Origin of the sequence: Methylocella tundrae (assembly GCF_038024855.1) — a bacterium.
Classification (GTDB): Bacteria; Pseudomonadota; Alphaproteobacteria; order Rhizobiales; family Beijerinckiaceae; genus Methylocapsa; species Methylocapsa tundrae.
The window spans coordinates 1,924,052-1,938,942 of the sequence record NZ_CP139089.1 but is presented as its reverse complement, the minus strand read 5'-3'; the positions used below and the strand labels follow the sequence as shown (position 1 = coordinate 1,938,942).

At 62.8% G+C, this 14,891-nt stretch carries 10 protein-coding genes; 6 read left to right on the top strand and 4 right to left on the bottom strand.

Annotation, left to right across the window (positions count from 1 at the left end; all coding sequences use genetic code 11):
• Positions 1-68: 68 nt before the first annotated feature.
• A complete protein-coding gene (trpA, locus tag SIN04_RS11315) occupies positions 69-917 on the bottom strand; it encodes a tryptophan synthase subunit alpha (RefSeq protein ID WP_134489225.1) in 849 nt (282 codons plus the stop codon).
• A 292-nt stretch (positions 918-1,209) separates the two neighbouring features.
• On the opposite strand from trpA, the gene SIN04_RS11310 reads away from it, so the two are divergent.
• The 5 genes from SIN04_RS11310 to SIN04_RS11290 all read left to right on the top strand — a co-directional run bounded on the left by SIN04_RS11310 (position 1,210) and on the right by SIN04_RS11290 (position 7,789).
• The gene (locus tag SIN04_RS11310; RefSeq protein ID WP_134489223.1) at positions 1,210-2,148 is read left to right on the top strand and encodes an ABC transporter permease subunit; all 939 of its coding nucleotides are present in this window, start codon (positions 1,210-1,212) and stop codon (positions 2,146-2,148) included.
• Positions 2,145-3,248: an ABC transporter permease gene (locus SIN04_RS11305; protein ID WP_134489221.1), complete on the top strand. Its 1,104-nt coding sequence runs from the start codon at positions 2,145-2,147 to the stop codon at positions 3,246-3,248. Before SIN04_RS11310 ends, SIN04_RS11305 begins: the two co-directional genes overlap by 4 nt.
• A complete protein-coding gene (locus SIN04_RS11300) occupies positions 3,245-4,834 on the top strand; it encodes an ABC transporter ATP-binding protein (RefSeq protein WP_134489219.1) in 1,590 nt (529 codons plus the stop codon). The genes SIN04_RS11305 and SIN04_RS11300 overlap by 4 nt, the downstream gene beginning before the upstream one ends.
• A 128-nt stretch (positions 4,835-4,962) precedes the next feature.
• A complete protein-coding gene (fadB, locus tag SIN04_RS11295) occupies positions 4,963-7,113 on the top strand; it encodes a fatty acid oxidation complex subunit alpha FadB (RefSeq protein ID WP_134489217.1) in 2,151 nt (716 codons plus the stop codon).
• 319 nt (positions 7,114-7,432) lie between these two features.
• The gene (locus SIN04_RS11290; protein WP_134489215.1) at positions 7,433-7,789 is read left to right on the top strand and encodes a hypothetical protein; all 357 of its coding nucleotides are present in this window, start codon (positions 7,433-7,435) and stop codon (positions 7,787-7,789) included.
• Here SIN04_RS11290 and SIN04_RS11285 read toward each other — a convergent pair.
• Positions 7,751-8,788: a hypothetical protein gene (locus SIN04_RS11285; protein WP_341264447.1), complete on the bottom strand. Its 1,038-nt coding sequence runs from the start codon at positions 8,786-8,788 to the stop codon at positions 7,751-7,753. The two genes, SIN04_RS11290 and SIN04_RS11285, sit on opposite strands and share 39 nt — an antisense overlap.
• Positions 8,789-8,852: 64 nt before the next feature.
• Positions 8,853-11,888, bottom strand: a complete 3,036-nt coding sequence (gene polA / locus SIN04_RS11280; protein WP_134489211.1) for a DNA polymerase I — start codon at positions 11,886-11,888, stop codon at positions 8,853-8,855.
• A 472-nt stretch (positions 11,889-12,360) separates the two neighbouring features.
• Between polA and SIN04_RS11275 the strand changes: the two genes are divergently transcribed.
• A complete protein-coding gene (locus tag SIN04_RS11275; protein ID WP_341264465.1) occupies positions 12,361-13,827 on the top strand; it encodes a PAS domain-containing sensor histidine kinase in 1,467 nt (488 codons plus the stop codon).
• A 247-nt stretch (positions 13,828-14,074) separates the two neighbouring features.
• On the opposite strand, the gene SIN04_RS11270 is transcribed toward SIN04_RS11275, so the two are convergent.
• The gene (locus SIN04_RS11270; RefSeq protein WP_166795915.1) at positions 14,075-14,704 is read right to left on the bottom strand and encodes a Spy/CpxP family protein refolding chaperone; all 630 of its coding nucleotides are present in this window, start codon (positions 14,702-14,704) and stop codon (positions 14,075-14,077) included.
• Between the last annotated feature and the right edge of the window lie 187 nt (positions 14,705-14,891).

Here is a 14,891-nt window from a genome sequence, read left to right as displayed (position 1 = left end):
CGGGCTTCGGGGCCTGTTTGCGACAGAAATATGCAAACGTGACGCTGACCGGCTTTGACCGGGCCGGCCTATGCTCTCGCCGGCGCGGCCTGACGGACGCCTTTTGCGATGTCGGCGATAAGCTCCGCGACCGCCGGGACGGTCCGGGGCGTCGCTTTGCCCGCGGCGTCGAGCGAGGCGCGCAGCGCCTCGACGATGGCCGAGCCGACAACCACGCCATCGGCATGGGCGGCGATCGCCGCGGCGGTTTGCGCCGACTTGACGCCGAAGCCGACCGCGACCGGCAGGCTCGTATGGCGCTTGATTCGCTCGACCGCCGCCGCCGTCTGACTGAAATCGGGGGTCGCGGCCCCTGTCGTGCCGGTGATCGAGACATAATAGACAAAGCCGGACGTATTTGCGAGAACCGCCGGCAGCCGCGCCGCGTCGGTCGTCGGCGTTGCGAGGCGGATGAAATTCAGCCCGGCTTTGAGCGCCGGCAGGCACAGCTCGGCGTCCTCCTCCGGCGGCAGGTCGACGACGATGAGGCCGTCGACGCCGGCTATCTTCGCGTCATGCAGGAATGCTTCGACGCCGTGGACATAGATCGGATTGTAATAGCCCATGAGGACGATCGGCGTTGTTTGATCGCCGGCGCGGAAATCCGCGACGAGGCGCAGGGTTTTGATCAGCGTCGTTCCCGCCGCCAAAGCGCGCAGCCCCGCGGCCTGGATCGCGGGACCGTCGGCCATCGGGTCCGTGAATGGCATGCCGACCTCGATCACATCCGCGCCCGCCTTGGGAAGGGCCTTCAGAATCTCGAGACTGGTCGCAATATCCGGGTCGCCCGCCATGACGAATGCGGCGAGCGCGGCTCGGCCCTCTTTGGCGAGGTCCGCGAAACGGCGGTCAATGCGTGTTGGCGAAGAGTCTGACATCGGCTGTTGGACCATGAGCGGAAAGCGCCGCGCGGCGCGAACGCTGGCCAATAGAGGATTTTTCGGGCGGGGGGAAGGGTTTTGGGGCCGGGAGCAAAAAGCGGGCAAGCGGGCAGACCGCCTTATCCCTCGACCGCGCTCATCCGTTGGATCTCGTTTTCCCTTGCGGCGCGGCAGAGCCGTGACGCCTTGGACCCGCATCTGCTAAGCTCGCGTAAGCTAACGCCCGCGCGCCTAGAGAGAGAGCATGACGCCAGAGAACGCGCCACACCCATCCCGAAACCGCTAACCCATGCTCCGGCGCGCGCTCTCCCGCGTCAGTGGCGCTTTGGCGACCTTGTTCATCGTCATCGCGCTGGCGTTCTTTCTGATGCGGCTCGCGCCGGGCGGTCCATTCGATTCCGCGCGGCCTCTTGATCCGGCGATCGCGCAAAATCTCCGCCATATCTACAGGCTCGATCTGCCTCTTGCGCAACAGTTCCTCGTTTATCTCCAAAGCCTTGCGCGCGGCGATTTCGGGCCGAGCTTTCACTGGCGCGATTTTTCGGTCAATGAGCTGTTTGCGCACGCGTTGCCGATTTCGATGCGGCTCGGCGCGGAGGCCGTGATCGCCGCGCTTTTGATCGGCGGCGCGCTCGGGATCGCAGGCGCATCGAGCGGCGGCTGGCGCGCAAAGCTTGGCGCGCGGGCGGTCGACGTCGCCGCCCTCATCGGCGTCGTGCTGCCGCCCTTCGTCGTCGCGCCGCTTCTGCAACTTTTCTTCGGTCTCACGCTGCATGCGCTGCCGGTCGGCGGCTGGAACGATGGGGCGTGGCAAAATCAGCTGCTTCCCGTCGCGACTCTCGCCTTGCCGCAAATCGCGGTCATCGCGCGGCTGATGCAGACCGCGCTGCGCGACGCCCTTGCCGAGCCGCATATCCGCACGCTTCGCGCCTTTGGCCTGCCCGCGCGCCATATTTACGCCCACGCGCTCCGCGCCGCGATTTTGCCGACGCTCTCCTATCTCGGCCTCGCCGCCGCCAATATCCTGACCGGCTCGGTGATCGTCGAGACCATTTTCGGCATTCCCGGCATGGGACGCTACTTCGTCGATGGCGCGCTCGGCCGCGATTACACCCTTGTCATGGGAACGGTCGTCGTCGTCGCCGCGCTCGTCATCTTTTTCAATCTGATCGTCGACCTGATCTACAGCTGGCTCGATCCAAGAGTCGCGGACGCGCGCGCGCCATGAACGAGGCTTTGCCATCTTTGCGTTCCGACGCCGCGACGGCGAAGAGCATCCCGCGGAGCCTCGCACTGTTGGCGCTGATCGCGTTTTGCTGCGTCTTTGGCCCGCTCGTTTCGCCACATCCTTTCGATCGCGTCTATCCTGATTATGTTCTCGCCGCGCCGTCGCTCTCGGCGCATCCGACTGCCGAGGAGGCGCGCCTTGGGGTCGAGGACCTCGCTCAGCGCATGGGAGCCCATATCGCGTCCATGCAACAGAACGGCGGTCAGCTCGACGTCCTGCTGGAGGCCGGGCGGCGGGTTGATCCGCAAACTCTCGATGTCTTTGCAAGTTCGGACCTTTTCGGCCGGCCCAAAGTCGCCGAGAGCAAGGACGATGGCCGAAAGCTGCGCCTCGAGATCCCGTTGCGGCATAGTCTCTTCCTGTTCGGGACCGACGCCAATGGCCGCGATCTTCTGACGCGAACGCTGATCGCTGGCCGCGTCTCGCTCGCCGTCGGCCTGCTCGCCTCCTTTGTCGCTCTCGTCATCGGGGTCGCCTATGGCGCCATCGCCGGCTACGCGGGCGGGCGCATCGACGCCGTGATGATGCGCGTCGTTGAAATCATCTACGCGCTGCCTTTCATCTTTTTCGTCATCGTTCTCGTGATGCTCTTTGGTCGCCATTTCGTGCTCATCTTTGTCGCGATCGGCGCGGTCGAATGGCTCGACATGGCGCGCATCGCGCGCGGCCAGACGCTGTCCCTCAAGCGCCGCGAATATGTGATCGCGGCGCAAGCTCTGGGCGCGAGCGCGCCGGCCATCATCTGGCGCCATATTCTGCCCAACGCCGCCGGACCCATCACCGCTTATCTGACGCTGCTCGTGCCGCGCGTCATTCTGCTCGAAAGCTTCATCTCTTTTCTGGGGCTCGGCATGCAGGAGCCTATGGCGAGCTGGGGCGTGCTGATTGCCGACGGCGCCCGCAATATCCAGGGCGCGATCCATCTCCTGATAGTTCCGGCGGCGTTTCTCGGCGCGACGCTCGGCGCCCTGCAGAGCCTCGGCCAGTCGCTGGAAGAAAGGTTTGCCGGCAATTTCAGGGCGGGAGACGCGCCGGAATGAGCCCTCAGCCGCCGATCCTCGCATTTCGCGATCTTTGCGTCGCCTATGGCGCGAGGCGGGTCGTCGATCATGTCAGTTTTTCGCTTCGCCGGGGCGAGGTCGCGGCTATCGTCGGCCAATCCGGCTCCGGCAAGAGCCAGAGCGTCCTTGCCGCGCTAAAGCTTCTTCCGCCTGGCGCGGTCGCTGCCGGCTCGGTCATGTTCGACGGGGTCAATCTGCTCGCCCTTTCCGAAAGGCGGTTGAACGCCATTCGCGGCCGCCGCATCGCGATGATTTTTCAGGAACCCATGTCTTCGCTCGATCCGCTCTTTTCGGTCGGCTCGCAGATTGTCGCGATTCTGCGCTTTCAGGCCGAACTGTCCGCCAGGGCGGCGAATTTGCGCGCGGAGGAGTTGCTGGCGCTCGTCGGCATTGAAGAGCCAAAGCTGCGGCTTCGCGCCTATCCGCATCAATTATCCGGCGGCCAGCGCCAGCGCGTCGCCATAGCGATGGCGATTGCCTGCGACCCGGAGGTGCTGATCGCCGATGAGCCGACGACGGCGCTCGACGTGACCGTCGCCGCGCGCATCCTCGATCTTCTCGCTGAATTGCAGCAAAGGCTTGGGCTCGCGATGATTTTCATCAGCCATGACCTTGGCCTTGTGCGCCGCTTCGCCAGCAGCGTTCACGTCATGGCCGCGGGCTCGATCGTCGAGAGCGGCCCCGCGCGGGAGGTTTTCGCGCGCCCGCGCCACCGCGTCACGCAGGAGCTTCTGTCCGCGGCGCCGGTCTTGCGCCTTGGACCGCAAGGAGCGGCGCCCGAAATTCTGCATGCGGAAAACATCAAAGTCGTCTACCGCCTGCGCGGCGGCTGGCTGGCCAAATCCAGAGAGATCAAGGCAGTGGATGGCGTCAGCCTCAGCCTCGGCCGAGGCCGCACCCTTGGAATCGTCGGCGAATCGGGTTCAGGCAAATCGACGCTTGCGAGGGCTCTGCTCAAGCTCGTCCCCGCGAGCGGAACCATTCGTTTCGAGGGCCGCGATCTTGGCGCGCTCGACGCCGCCGGAGTGCGTTCGCTGCGGCGCTCCATGCAGATGGTGTTTCAGGATCCTTACGGGGCGCTGTCGCCGCGGATGAGAGTCGCCGACATCGTCACTGAGGGATTGCGCGTGCATGAGCCAAATCTCACCTGCCGCGAGCGCGACGAGAGGGCGGCGGCCGCGCTTGAGGAAGTGCGGCTCGATCCGAACGCCAGGCGCCTGCCGCCGCGCGCCTTCTCCGGCGGCCAGAGGCAGCGCATCGCCATCGCGCGCGCGATCATTTTGCGGCCCCGTCTTCTCGTGCTCGACGAGCCGACATCGGCGCTGGATCGGACCGTCCAATATGAGATATTGAGGCTCCTGCAGGATTTGCAGGCGGCGCACGGCCTCGCCTTTGTGCTGATCAGCCATGATCTTGCCGCGGTCCGCGCCATGGCCGACGAAATCGCCGTCATGAAGGACGGGCGCATTGTTGAGCAGGGTCCGGCGCGCGCGATTCTGGAGCATCCGCGTCATAGTTATACGCAATCGCTGATCGCGGCGGCCTTGCATTATGACGCCAGTTGATGGCGAGAATATTGCGTCGATTCCGTAGAGTTGCAGTCCTGGCTAATGTGCTATGCGAGTGTCGGAAGGATGCGCCGGCCAGCCGGCTGCCATTGCCCGGCCGTCAACATGAACTTGCAAGGTGAGACATGCTTTTTGATGGTGAGACGATCCAGGTTGAAGAGCTTGGCGAGGGCCTTGTCGAACTCCGCTTCGCGCGCAAGGGGGAGGCGGTCAACAAGCTCGATCGCCTGGCTTTTGGCGAGCTGGCGCGCGCGATCGGCGCCGTCTCGCACGCGCCCGGGCTCAAAGGCGTGCTCATTTCAAGCGGTAAGGACGCCTTCATCGTCGGCGCCGACATTTTCGAATTTGTCGAGATCTTCCGCCGCGAGGAGAAAGAGATCGCGGATTTCGTCGCCGCCAACGCCAAAATCATAACGGCGCTGAGCGATCTGCCGGCGCCGAGCGTCGCCGCCATCAACGGCCTTGCCCTTGGCGGCGGGTTCGAGGTCGCCCTTGCCGCAGACTATCGGGTGATGTCCTCCGCGGCGAAAATCGGCCAGCCGGAAGTCCATCTCGGCATTTTTCCCGGCTATGGCGGCACCGTTCGGCTGCCCCGCCTGATCGGCCTCGCGGAAAGCGCGCAATGGATCATTTCCGGCGCCCAGCAGACACCGGAAGCGGCGCTCGCGCGAGGCGCCGTCGACGCGGTGGCCAGCCCTGAGGATCTGCGCGAGGCGGCGCTGACCCAGCTCAGGAACGCTGTCGCGAATCCCGCCGAATGGCGCCGGCGGCGCGTCGACGCGGCGAAGGCGCTCTCCTTCGAGGGGCAGAACGTCCATGACTTCCTCGCCGGAGCCGAAGTGAACGCGGCGAGAGCCCTGCCGCATTACCCGGCGGCGCATGACGCCGTCGAATTGCTGGAGCTTGCAGCCGGACTCGATCGCGACGCCGCCCTTGCCCTCGAGGCGGAGCAATTCGCGAGAACGGCGCGCTCGCAGGCTGCGGCATCGCTCATCAATATTTTCATCAACGAGCAGGCGCTCAAGAAAATCATCAAGCAATACGCGAAGTCCGCGGCGCCGGTGCGTCGGGCGGCCGTTATCGGAGCCGGCGTCATGGGCGCCGGCATCGCCTATCAGAGCGCATTGCGCGGCGTGCCGACGATCTTGAAGGATGTTTCGGACAAGGCGCTCGACGCCGGCATGGCGGAAGCGCAAAAACTGCTCGCCAAGCAGGTCGAACAGGGAAGGCTTTCTCTCGATCGGGCGGATGCGATCGCCGCCGCGATCACGCCGAGCCTGACCTTCGACGGCTTTGGCTCCGTCGATGTCGTGATCGAGGCAATCGTCGAAAACATCGACATCAAGGCGGCGGTCTTCCGGCAGATTGAGGGGATCGCCTCCGCCGAAACGATCCTTGCCTCCAACACATCATCCTTGCGCATCGCCGATCTGGCGGACGGCCTGCGGCATCCCGAAAATTTCATCGGCATGCATTTCTTCAACCCGGTTCCGAAGATGGCGCTCGTCGAAGTCGTGCGCGGGCCGAAAACCTCGGAAGCCGCCGTCGCGACCATCGTTGGCTATGCCAACGCCCTCGGCAAGACGCCGATCGTCGTCGGGGACTGCCCCGGCTTCGTCGTCAATCGCGTGCTGACGCCCTATCTCATCGCGTTCCTGCACCTCGTCCGCGACGGCGTCGATTTCCACCATATCGATCGCGTCATGGAAGGATTTGGCTGGCCGATGGGGCCGGCCTATCTGATCGACGTCATCGGCCTCGATATTTCCCATCATGTCGTCGAGATCGTATCGGCCGGCTTCCCGGAGCGTATGGCGGCCTCGCATCCGTCAGCCATCGACATTCTGAAGGCCGATGGACGCCTCGGCCAAAAGAACGGCCGCGGCTTCTATCTCTACACCAGAGATCCGAAGGGCCGGCCGCGCAAGGACTCCGATCCCGCCGCGCCGGAGCTTTTGGCCGCCGGGCAGCCGCGCGGCAAAACGACGATCACGGATGCGGAAATCATCGAACGCATGATGCTGCCGCTGATCCTTGAGACCGCCCGCTGCTTTGAGGATGGCGTCGTCGGCTCCCCGGGCGAGGCGGATATGTGCCTGCTTCTCGGCCTGGGCCTGCCGCGCTATCTCGGCGGCGCGCTTAAATACGCCGATTACCTCGGCCTTCAAAATATCGTCGAACGCTCAGTGAAGTGGCGCAGCCTCGGCGAGATTTATCGGCCGAGCGAGAAATTTTCCGCGCGCGCCGCGGCGGGGAAGGGGTTTTATGAGGGGTGAGCCAGTTTCGCCCCGCTGATCTGGGTGGGAACAGGGCGGCTTTACGCTATGATTGTCGCGAACATGTCCTTACTGTTTCGCGATGGATCGCGAATTTGCGGGCGCTGAATGAGGCGGCGCGGCGCAATAAGCCTCTTCCGGTGCGCTTCGCCCTGTTTGTCATGATGTCGGCAAGGCCGATTCGCCGCCCGAACATCTGCCGGTTCACTATCGGCACATCGACCGCGGCGACCCGCGCATCAAGGCCATTTGCGATCGTTTCAAGGCGCCGCGCGACTGCCGCGACCTCGCCCTTCAGGCGCCTGCGGAATGCGAGCGCGTGCATCGGACCTCGGAAGCGCGCGCCGGACCCGTCGCCCTGATGCTGGAGCGCCTCGGCGCCTTCGACGCGCCGGACTCTTCCGCGCTTCTGATGGAAGTTTGCGCCTGCGATTATTGCGTTTACGGCGAGCGCGCGGGCGCGGCCTATCCCAAGGCGAAGCTGTTAGAGGCTGCGTTCAAGGCCTGCCGGGGCGTCGAAGCGCCGACGGGCGCCGCGGAGGCTGCGGAGGCGGCCAGAACCGCGCGCGCCGCCGCGATCGCGAAGGCGTTCGGCTCGCAACGGTGGCCGGGGGCGGGAAGTAGCAATATACCGCGACTAAGAACTATCACTGTTGGTCTTTTTCAGCTCAAATAGGCGCTCTGGCTCCTTGAACGGCTGGAGCCAACCCCACAATTCAGGGAACGTCGCGTTCTTGGGGACGGGATTGTCCGGAAGGAATTTGCATTCCAGATATTGATTCCACCACGCCTCGCCGGTTCTTCGCGGGTGTCGTGCGATCCAGGAATCATAGAAGTTGGAGTTGATTTCGTAGTGGTGAGTATGAACAAACTTGTCGAAATTCGCCAACACCTCATCTTCGTTCTGGATCGTGATGAAGCAGGTCTGTTCCATTTCCCGGTCCTTTGCCGGACCCCAGGCACCGCCCATCGCAGAAAGTGCTTCTTGATCGGATTTCGGACCACTGTAACCAAAGATTGTCACCATGAAGGTATGTTTTAATATCTCTTTGAAGGTATGCCACTCCGCCGCTATAAAATCGTTTGCGGCGTAGTTCTTCCTGCTAATGGGATAAAGCAGTGGCGCGCGCGTGAAAGGCTCTCCACAACGACTGCACCTGGAATTTGCGTTGCCGACAACTTGGTCTTTCAGGCAGTAACCAGACGCGACGTTGCCGTGAAGAAAAATCAAGCGCGGCAGGCTCAATCCGTACCCGCTCCGCTGGTAAGCTTGCAAAAGCAGCGGGTCCCAGTTGAACGTCGCAATGAAGTCCTTCTGCCGCAGCGATAAAAGAAGATGGTCGTATATGGTCGGCTCGTCCCCGATTTCGAGACCACTGAAATATTCTTCAACATGACTTTGCAGCACGTCGATCCGGTCTCGATCTCCTACATCATAGATCTCGCTGAAAATGTCCTCGAAATTCTTGTCGGGATCAATGCCCCAACCGGTCAGCAATTGGCGAAGCCCCAGCGTATCGACAAAATCTGCCATCAACGGCAGCTTTTTGCCGATCCTATCGCCATTGGGAAAAGCCGCCCTGCTAGCGCCAGCTCCTAGAACTACGAGATGGGAACGGCCTACAAAGACGTTGTCCCGCTCTTCCTTAACGGATGGAGATCGGTCATCAGTCATCCGTCACCCCTTAAATCTAAAAGGATTGAGCCGGTCCGCTCTGAGCAGAACTTGACCTGTGCAATCAATGCGCTTCGTCCCAGTTCTGCGCGGCCTTGGCGTCGACTTGCAGAGGGACCGAGAGTTGAAGCACCGGATGCGGCGCCTCGACCATGATTTTCCGCACCACCTCGATCGTCGCGTCGATCTCGTCGTCCGGCGCCTCGAACACCAGTTCGTCATGCACCTGCAGCAGCATTTGCGCGGAGAGCTTCGCGCGCTCCAGCGCCGCGTCCATGCGCGCCATGGCGCGGCGGATGATGTCGGCGGCGGACCCTTGAATCGGCGCGTTGATCGCGGCGCGCTCATTGAAGGCGCGCTCCGACGGATTTGTGGCTGTTATGCGCGGATAATGGCATTTGCGGCCGAAAATCGTCGTCACATAACCGTTTTCGCGCGCAAATTTCTTCGTCGCGTCCATATAGGCCCTGATGCCGGGGAAGCGTTCGAAATAGCGCTTGATATAAGCGCCCGCCTCCTCGCGCGGGATCGCCAGCTGATTGGCGAGGCCGAAAGCGGAGATGCCATAAATGATGCCGAAATTGATCGCCTTGGCGCGCCGGCGCACTTCGGGCGGCATGCCCTCGATCGGCACGCCGAACATTTCGGAGGCGGTCATCGCGTGAATGTCATGGCCTTCGGCGAAGGCGGCCTTCAGCTGCGGTATCTCGGCGATATGCGCGAGGAGGCGCAATTCAATCTGGGAATAATCGGCCGAAATGAGCTTATGCCCCGGCGCTGCGATAAAAGCCTTGCGGATTTTCCGTCCCGCTTCGTTGCGCACGGGAATATTTTGCAAATTCGGCTCGGAGGATGAGAGCCGCCCGGTCGTCGTCGCCGCCAGCGCGTAGGAGGTATGCACGCGGCCCGTCGAAGGATTGACGAAGCTCGGCAAAGCGTCGGTGTAGGTTGATTTCAGCTTGGAGAGCTGACGCCAGTCGAGAATGCGGGCGGCAAGCGCATTCCCTTGTTCCGCGAGGTCTTCGAGCACGCCCGCCGCTGTCGACCATGCCCCGGTCGCGGTTTTCCGCGCGCCCGGCAGGCCCATCTTGCCGAATAGAATGTCGCCGAGCTGCTTTGGCGAGCCGAGGTTGAAGCTCTCGCCGGCGAGCTCGAAAATCAGGGCCTCGAGCCGCGCCATATCCTGCGCGAATTCGCCTGAAAGCCTTGAGAGAATTGCGCGGTCGATCGAAATGCCGCGTCTTTCCATGCGCGCCAAAACCTCGATCATCGGACGCTCCAGCGTCTCGTAGACGGCGCTCATGCGCTCGGCCGCGAGGCGCGGTTTCAACACGCGCCACAGCCGCAGCGTCACATCGGCGTCCTCGGCCGAATATTCGCTCGCCCTGTCGATCGCGACCCTTGCAAAGCCGATGAAGGTGCGCCCCGAGCCCGCGACCTCGCCGAACTGGATCGGCTTATGGCCAAAGTATTTTTCGCTGAGCACATCCATGCCGTGATCGGTGCGGCCCGCGTCGAGCACATAGGAGAGCAGCATGGTGTCTTCGACCGGGCCAACGTCGATGCCGCGCTGGAAAAACACCAGCCGGTCGAACTTCATGTTTTGTGCGATTTTCAGAATGTCCGGCGCTTCCAGGAGCGGCTTCAGCCGCGCCAGAACCTCGTCCATCGGCAATTGGCCGGGCACAAGATCGCCGCCGCCAAAAAGATCGCCGGCGCCCTCGCCCCTATGGCGCAGCGGGATGTAGCAGGCGCGACCCGGCGCGGCGCAAAGGGAGATGCCGACGAGTTCGGCCTGCATCGGATCGAGCGACGAGGTTTCCGTATCGACCGCGACGACGCCGCCCTCCAGTGCTTCGGCGATGACGGCGTCGAGCCGCTCAAGGCTCATAATGGTTTCATAGCTTTTGACGTCGAATTTTTCCGCAAGCGCGCTGGACGCGCGCGCCGCCGCCAGCTCGCCCGGCCCAGTCGCGATGGCTTTTTGCGGCGCCTGTTCTCCATAGCGGGCGTTACGCTTAGGCGCCTGTTGCGCGGGGTCGGCCGCCTCGGCGCCGGGCTGGGCTGGAGCGGGGAGGGGCGCGCCGTCGCGGCCGCGCCAGCCGGCGGCGCCAGTGACTGAGGGGTCCGGCTCGATGAGCGCGGCCTCGACGCCATAGGCTTCGGCGGCGCGCTTGGTGATGGTGGTAAATTCCAGCGCTTTGAAGAAGGCGATCAGCGTCTTGCCGTCGGGCGGCTCGAGGCCGAGGTCGTCGAGAGGAACCGCGAGCGGCGCGTCGCAAACAAGAGAAACGAGCTGCTTCGACACCTTGATCAGCGCGACACTGTCGGGATCGGTCAGAATTTCGCGCCGCTTCGGCTGCTTGATCTTATCCGCGGCGGCCAGCAGAGAGTCGAGGTCGCCATATTCATTGATGAGCTGCGCCGCGGTTTTAAGGCCGATGCCGCGCGCGCCCGGCACATTGTCGGTCGAATCGCCGGCGAGCGCCTGAACGTCGATCACTTTTTCAGGCGGCACGCCGAAATAGGCGCAGACTTCCTCGAAGCCGATGCGGCGCTCCTCGCGCGAGCCTTTGGCGCCGGCCTCGCCCGAGGCCGGATCATACATTGAGACGCCGGGCCCGACGAGCTGCATCAGATCCTTGTCGGCGGAAATGATGAGAACATCCGCGCCGCGCTCCTTCGCCTGCCGGGCATAGGTCGCGATGAGATCGTCAGCCTCGAAACGGTCCTGTTCGATCGGCGGCAGGCCGAAGGCGCGCACGGCGGCGCGCATCAGCGGGAACTGGGGGATGAGATCTTCGGGCGGCTCGGAGCGGTTGCCTTTATAGGGCGGATAAATCTCCTTGCGGAAGGAGTTCTCCGACTTATCGAAAATGATCGCGAGATGAGTCGGCTTGATGCCCGCCGCGCCATCCCGCACGAACTGAAACAATTTCGTGCAGAACAGGCGAAGGGCGCCCGTAGGCAATCCATCGGAGCGGTAATTATATTTCGCATCCTGGCGAATCGACTGGAAATAGGCGCGGAAAACGAAGGATGATCCATCAACCAGGAAAACATGATCTCCGGCCTGGACGGGTCTTTGCATGGGCGACATGGGTTGCGACATCTGGGAATGAGATAAAATACAGCATAGGCGGGCGCACCGGACGGCGCTACCTCGCAGAAGGCCCGCCTCGCAATGGGCCGCGTTCAGCCCGGGATTTGGTCAAAAGGCGGCGATGCTTCTTGTGCAACCAAACAAGGCCTCGATCGTTATGGCTCCGCCGCACGATTGCCTTTCGTACGCGCAAGACGTGGTTTAAGCGAGTGACGCCCGCAGTGTAACTAAACCCTTATGAAGTATATTTCTAGGCTTGGTTGCATGTGGCCTGGCCTGGTTCTTGTCTCTGAGAGCGGACTATCGTAATCGCAAGCAAGCAAGAGCGTTCGCTCGGTCATCCCTCCTCAGGCTTCACGCCTCGTCGCGGCTCGAGCCCCTCTTGCGGCGCAAGCCCGGCTCGCGGCGCGTATCAGGGGAGCGGGGCAAGTCTCATTAGCGGCGATGATCCGCCGGCTCAAGGTTGTTGGTGAAGTTGGTCAAGCGCATGGATTTCGAGGCTGTCTTCAATTGCCTTCCCACGCCGACGATGGTCATGGACGCGAATTTCAATATCGTCGCCATGAATCAGGCCTATCTCGACGTCACAGGCCGGGACAGGGAGAGCCTCGTTGGCCTGAATGTCTTTACAGCCTTTCCCGCCGGAGGGGAAAGCCGCCGGCGGCTGCAGGAATCCTTTGAGCGCGTCCGCAATCAGGGGGTCGCCGACGCGCTCCCCGTACTTAATTATCCAATTCCGGGGAAAAATGGCCTTGAGCAGCGGTCCTGGAGCTGCACCCATGTGCCTCTGTTTGGCGCGGACGGCAAAGTCGCTTTCCTTGTGCAGAATACACAGGACATCACGGGACTTCCGCAGAAGGCGCAAGCGAGGCAGGGCGTTCCTCCGGCAAGCGAAAACTTTGCAGGGTCGCCCCATCGGCGCCTGCAAATGGTTCAGGTGCTGAACCAAACCCTTCTCGCCACCGCCCACCAGCTGGACCGCCTATTCATGCAGGCCAGCAATTTCATGTGCGTTCTGCGCGGGCCGGACCATGTTTATGAGATGGCCAACGTCGCCTTCCGGCAACTGGTCGGCGGCCGCGATATTCTCGGCAAGACCGCCCGCGAGGCGGTGCCGGAGGGGGCGAGCCAGGGCTATATCGACATCTTGGACAGGGTGTTCGCCACCGGCGAAGCTTTCGCCAACCGTAAGATGCGCGTCGTTCTGCAGAACGATAAGGGCAAGCTTCAGGAATATTTTCTCGACTTGATGTGTCAGGCGATTATCGGCGGGACCGGAGAGATCACCGGGCTGTTCGTCGAGGGCTCCGACGTCACTGAGAATGTGCGGTCCGAACAGCGTCAGTCGCTTTTGATCCGGGAGCTGCATCATCGCGTCAGAAATACGCTCGCCACCGTGCAGGGCGTGATGAACACGACTGCGAAAAGCTCCGTGACGATCGAAGAATTTCAGGCGGCTTTCGCGGGGCGCATCGGTTCGCTGGCGAAGACCCATGCCGTCATGACGGAAGAATTCGATCAGTCCGTCTCCTTCGAACATCTGCTCAACCAGGAGCTTGGCTGCTACGCGGAGGATCTTGGCGATCGCATCCGGCTACGCGGGCCGGCGGTCGATCTGCCGTCCCAGATCGCCGTTCCGCTCGGCATGGCGGTTCACGAACTGACCACCAACGCCGCCAAATATGGAGCTCTTGCCTCCGAGAATGGCCGTATCGCGGTCGACTGGAGTCTGGCCGACGGCGCCGCCGGCGCGGCGTTGCGCTGGGAATGGAGCGAGACCGATGGTCCGATCGTCAAGCCGCCGCACCGGGAGGGGTTTGGCTCGATGCTGCTGAAACGCGTGCTGTCGCAGCAGATCGGCGCTGAGGTCAATGTTGCTTTCGAGCCCGAGGGATTCCGGCTTCGAATGCTCGTTCCCCTGCGGTCGGAGCGCTAGCTTTTTTCCGCTCAAGCTTCTTCGAAGCTGGGCGACGGGGCCATGAAACAGCCGCCGCCTTCAGTCTCACGCTGGACCTGGGCTTGAACCCGGACCAGGACGGGAGGCGAAAAACATGCAGAGCATGATCGCCCTCGTGCGGGCTCGTCATGCTCCGGCGTTTTTGCTCTTTCAGCGTCGCGCCAAAAGATAGGGGGATCGGCTGCGCGTCCAGTCGATCCTGATTGCTGTTTCGGCCTGCCGCGTCCTAATGGGGCTGGGGCTGGGCCTCGTGATCCTCGTCGTGATCCTCGTTATCTTCGTGGTCGGCATGCCCGGCGAACGGGCCAAACGCGTGCGGCCTCACGCCACGCATGAGGAAGGGCAGCCGGCGCTTTTGATCATCCGTCAGGCTTTGATAGAGCGGAGCGGCGGCGTCCGCCAGCGCTTTCAAAGTCTCGCCCTTGGCGATGTCAAATTCGCTGAGCTTGCGCAGCCAGGCGATGGCGTCCGTGGGGCGAGGTTCGTCATGGGCCTTCTCGAACCGGTCGGCGGCGTTCTTTGCGCCGGCGCGCAATGCGGCTTCGACCGGCGGCCACAGCTTTTCCTGTTCCGGGGTCAGCTGCAGGCCGGCATGGAGCGCGGCGATATGGGCGTCAAAGAAAGCGGCGCGATCGGCGGGCGAAAAGCGCGCATGCGGCGGTCCTCCGCGCATGCCCATGCCCATGCCGCCGCCCATGCCCATGCCGCCGCCCATACCCATGCCCATGCCATTGCCCATTCCGGGATGAGAAGGCGGGCCTCCTGGCGGCGACTCTTGCGCGCGGACGTTCCACGCGGCGAGAGACAGACCTGAGCCGAGCAGCGCTATCATCAAAAGAGGCAGGCGCGTTTTCATTGTTTTCTCCAGTGGCTGCACAGAAATGCATTAGAGAACACTGACCGGGCGTTTCAAATGAAGCTTTCGTCATTGCGAAACGTCCATTGGCGGAAGGGATCCCGCCGTCAGCGGCGCCATCCTGCCACGACCATGTCGACGAATTATTGACGTTTGCGGCGTTTCGCCCGGCATTCAACCGGATGTT

Coding starts and splice junctions, on each gene's coding strand:
- SIN04_RS11300 (WP_134489219.1), top strand. CDS start 3,245: ATGAGCCCTCAGCCGCCGATCCTCGCATTTCGCGATCTTTGCGTCGCC.
- fadB (WP_134489217.1), top strand. CDS start 4,963: ATGCTTTTTGATGGTGAGACGATCCAGGTTGAAGAGCTTGGCGAGGGC.
- trpA (WP_134489225.1), bottom strand. CDS start 917: ATGTCAGACTCTTCGCCAACACGCATTGACCGCCGTTTCGCGGACCTC.
- SIN04_RS11285 (WP_341264447.1), bottom strand. CDS start 8,788: ATGACTGATGACCGATCTCCATCCGTTAAGGAAGAGCGGGACAACGTC.
- SIN04_RS11310 (WP_134489223.1), top strand. CDS start 1,210: ATGCTCCGGCGCGCGCTCTCCCGCGTCAGTGGCGCTTTGGCGACCTTG.
- SIN04_RS11270 (WP_166795915.1), bottom strand. CDS start 14,704: ATGAAAACGCGCCTGCCTCTTTTGATGATAGCGCTGCTCGGCTCAGGT.
- polA (WP_134489211.1), bottom strand. CDS start 11,888: ATGTCGCCCATGCAAAGACCCGTCCAGGCCGGAGATCATGTTTTCCTG.
- SIN04_RS11305 (WP_134489221.1), top strand. CDS start 2,145: ATGAACGAGGCTTTGCCATCTTTGCGTTCCGACGCCGCGACGGCGAAG.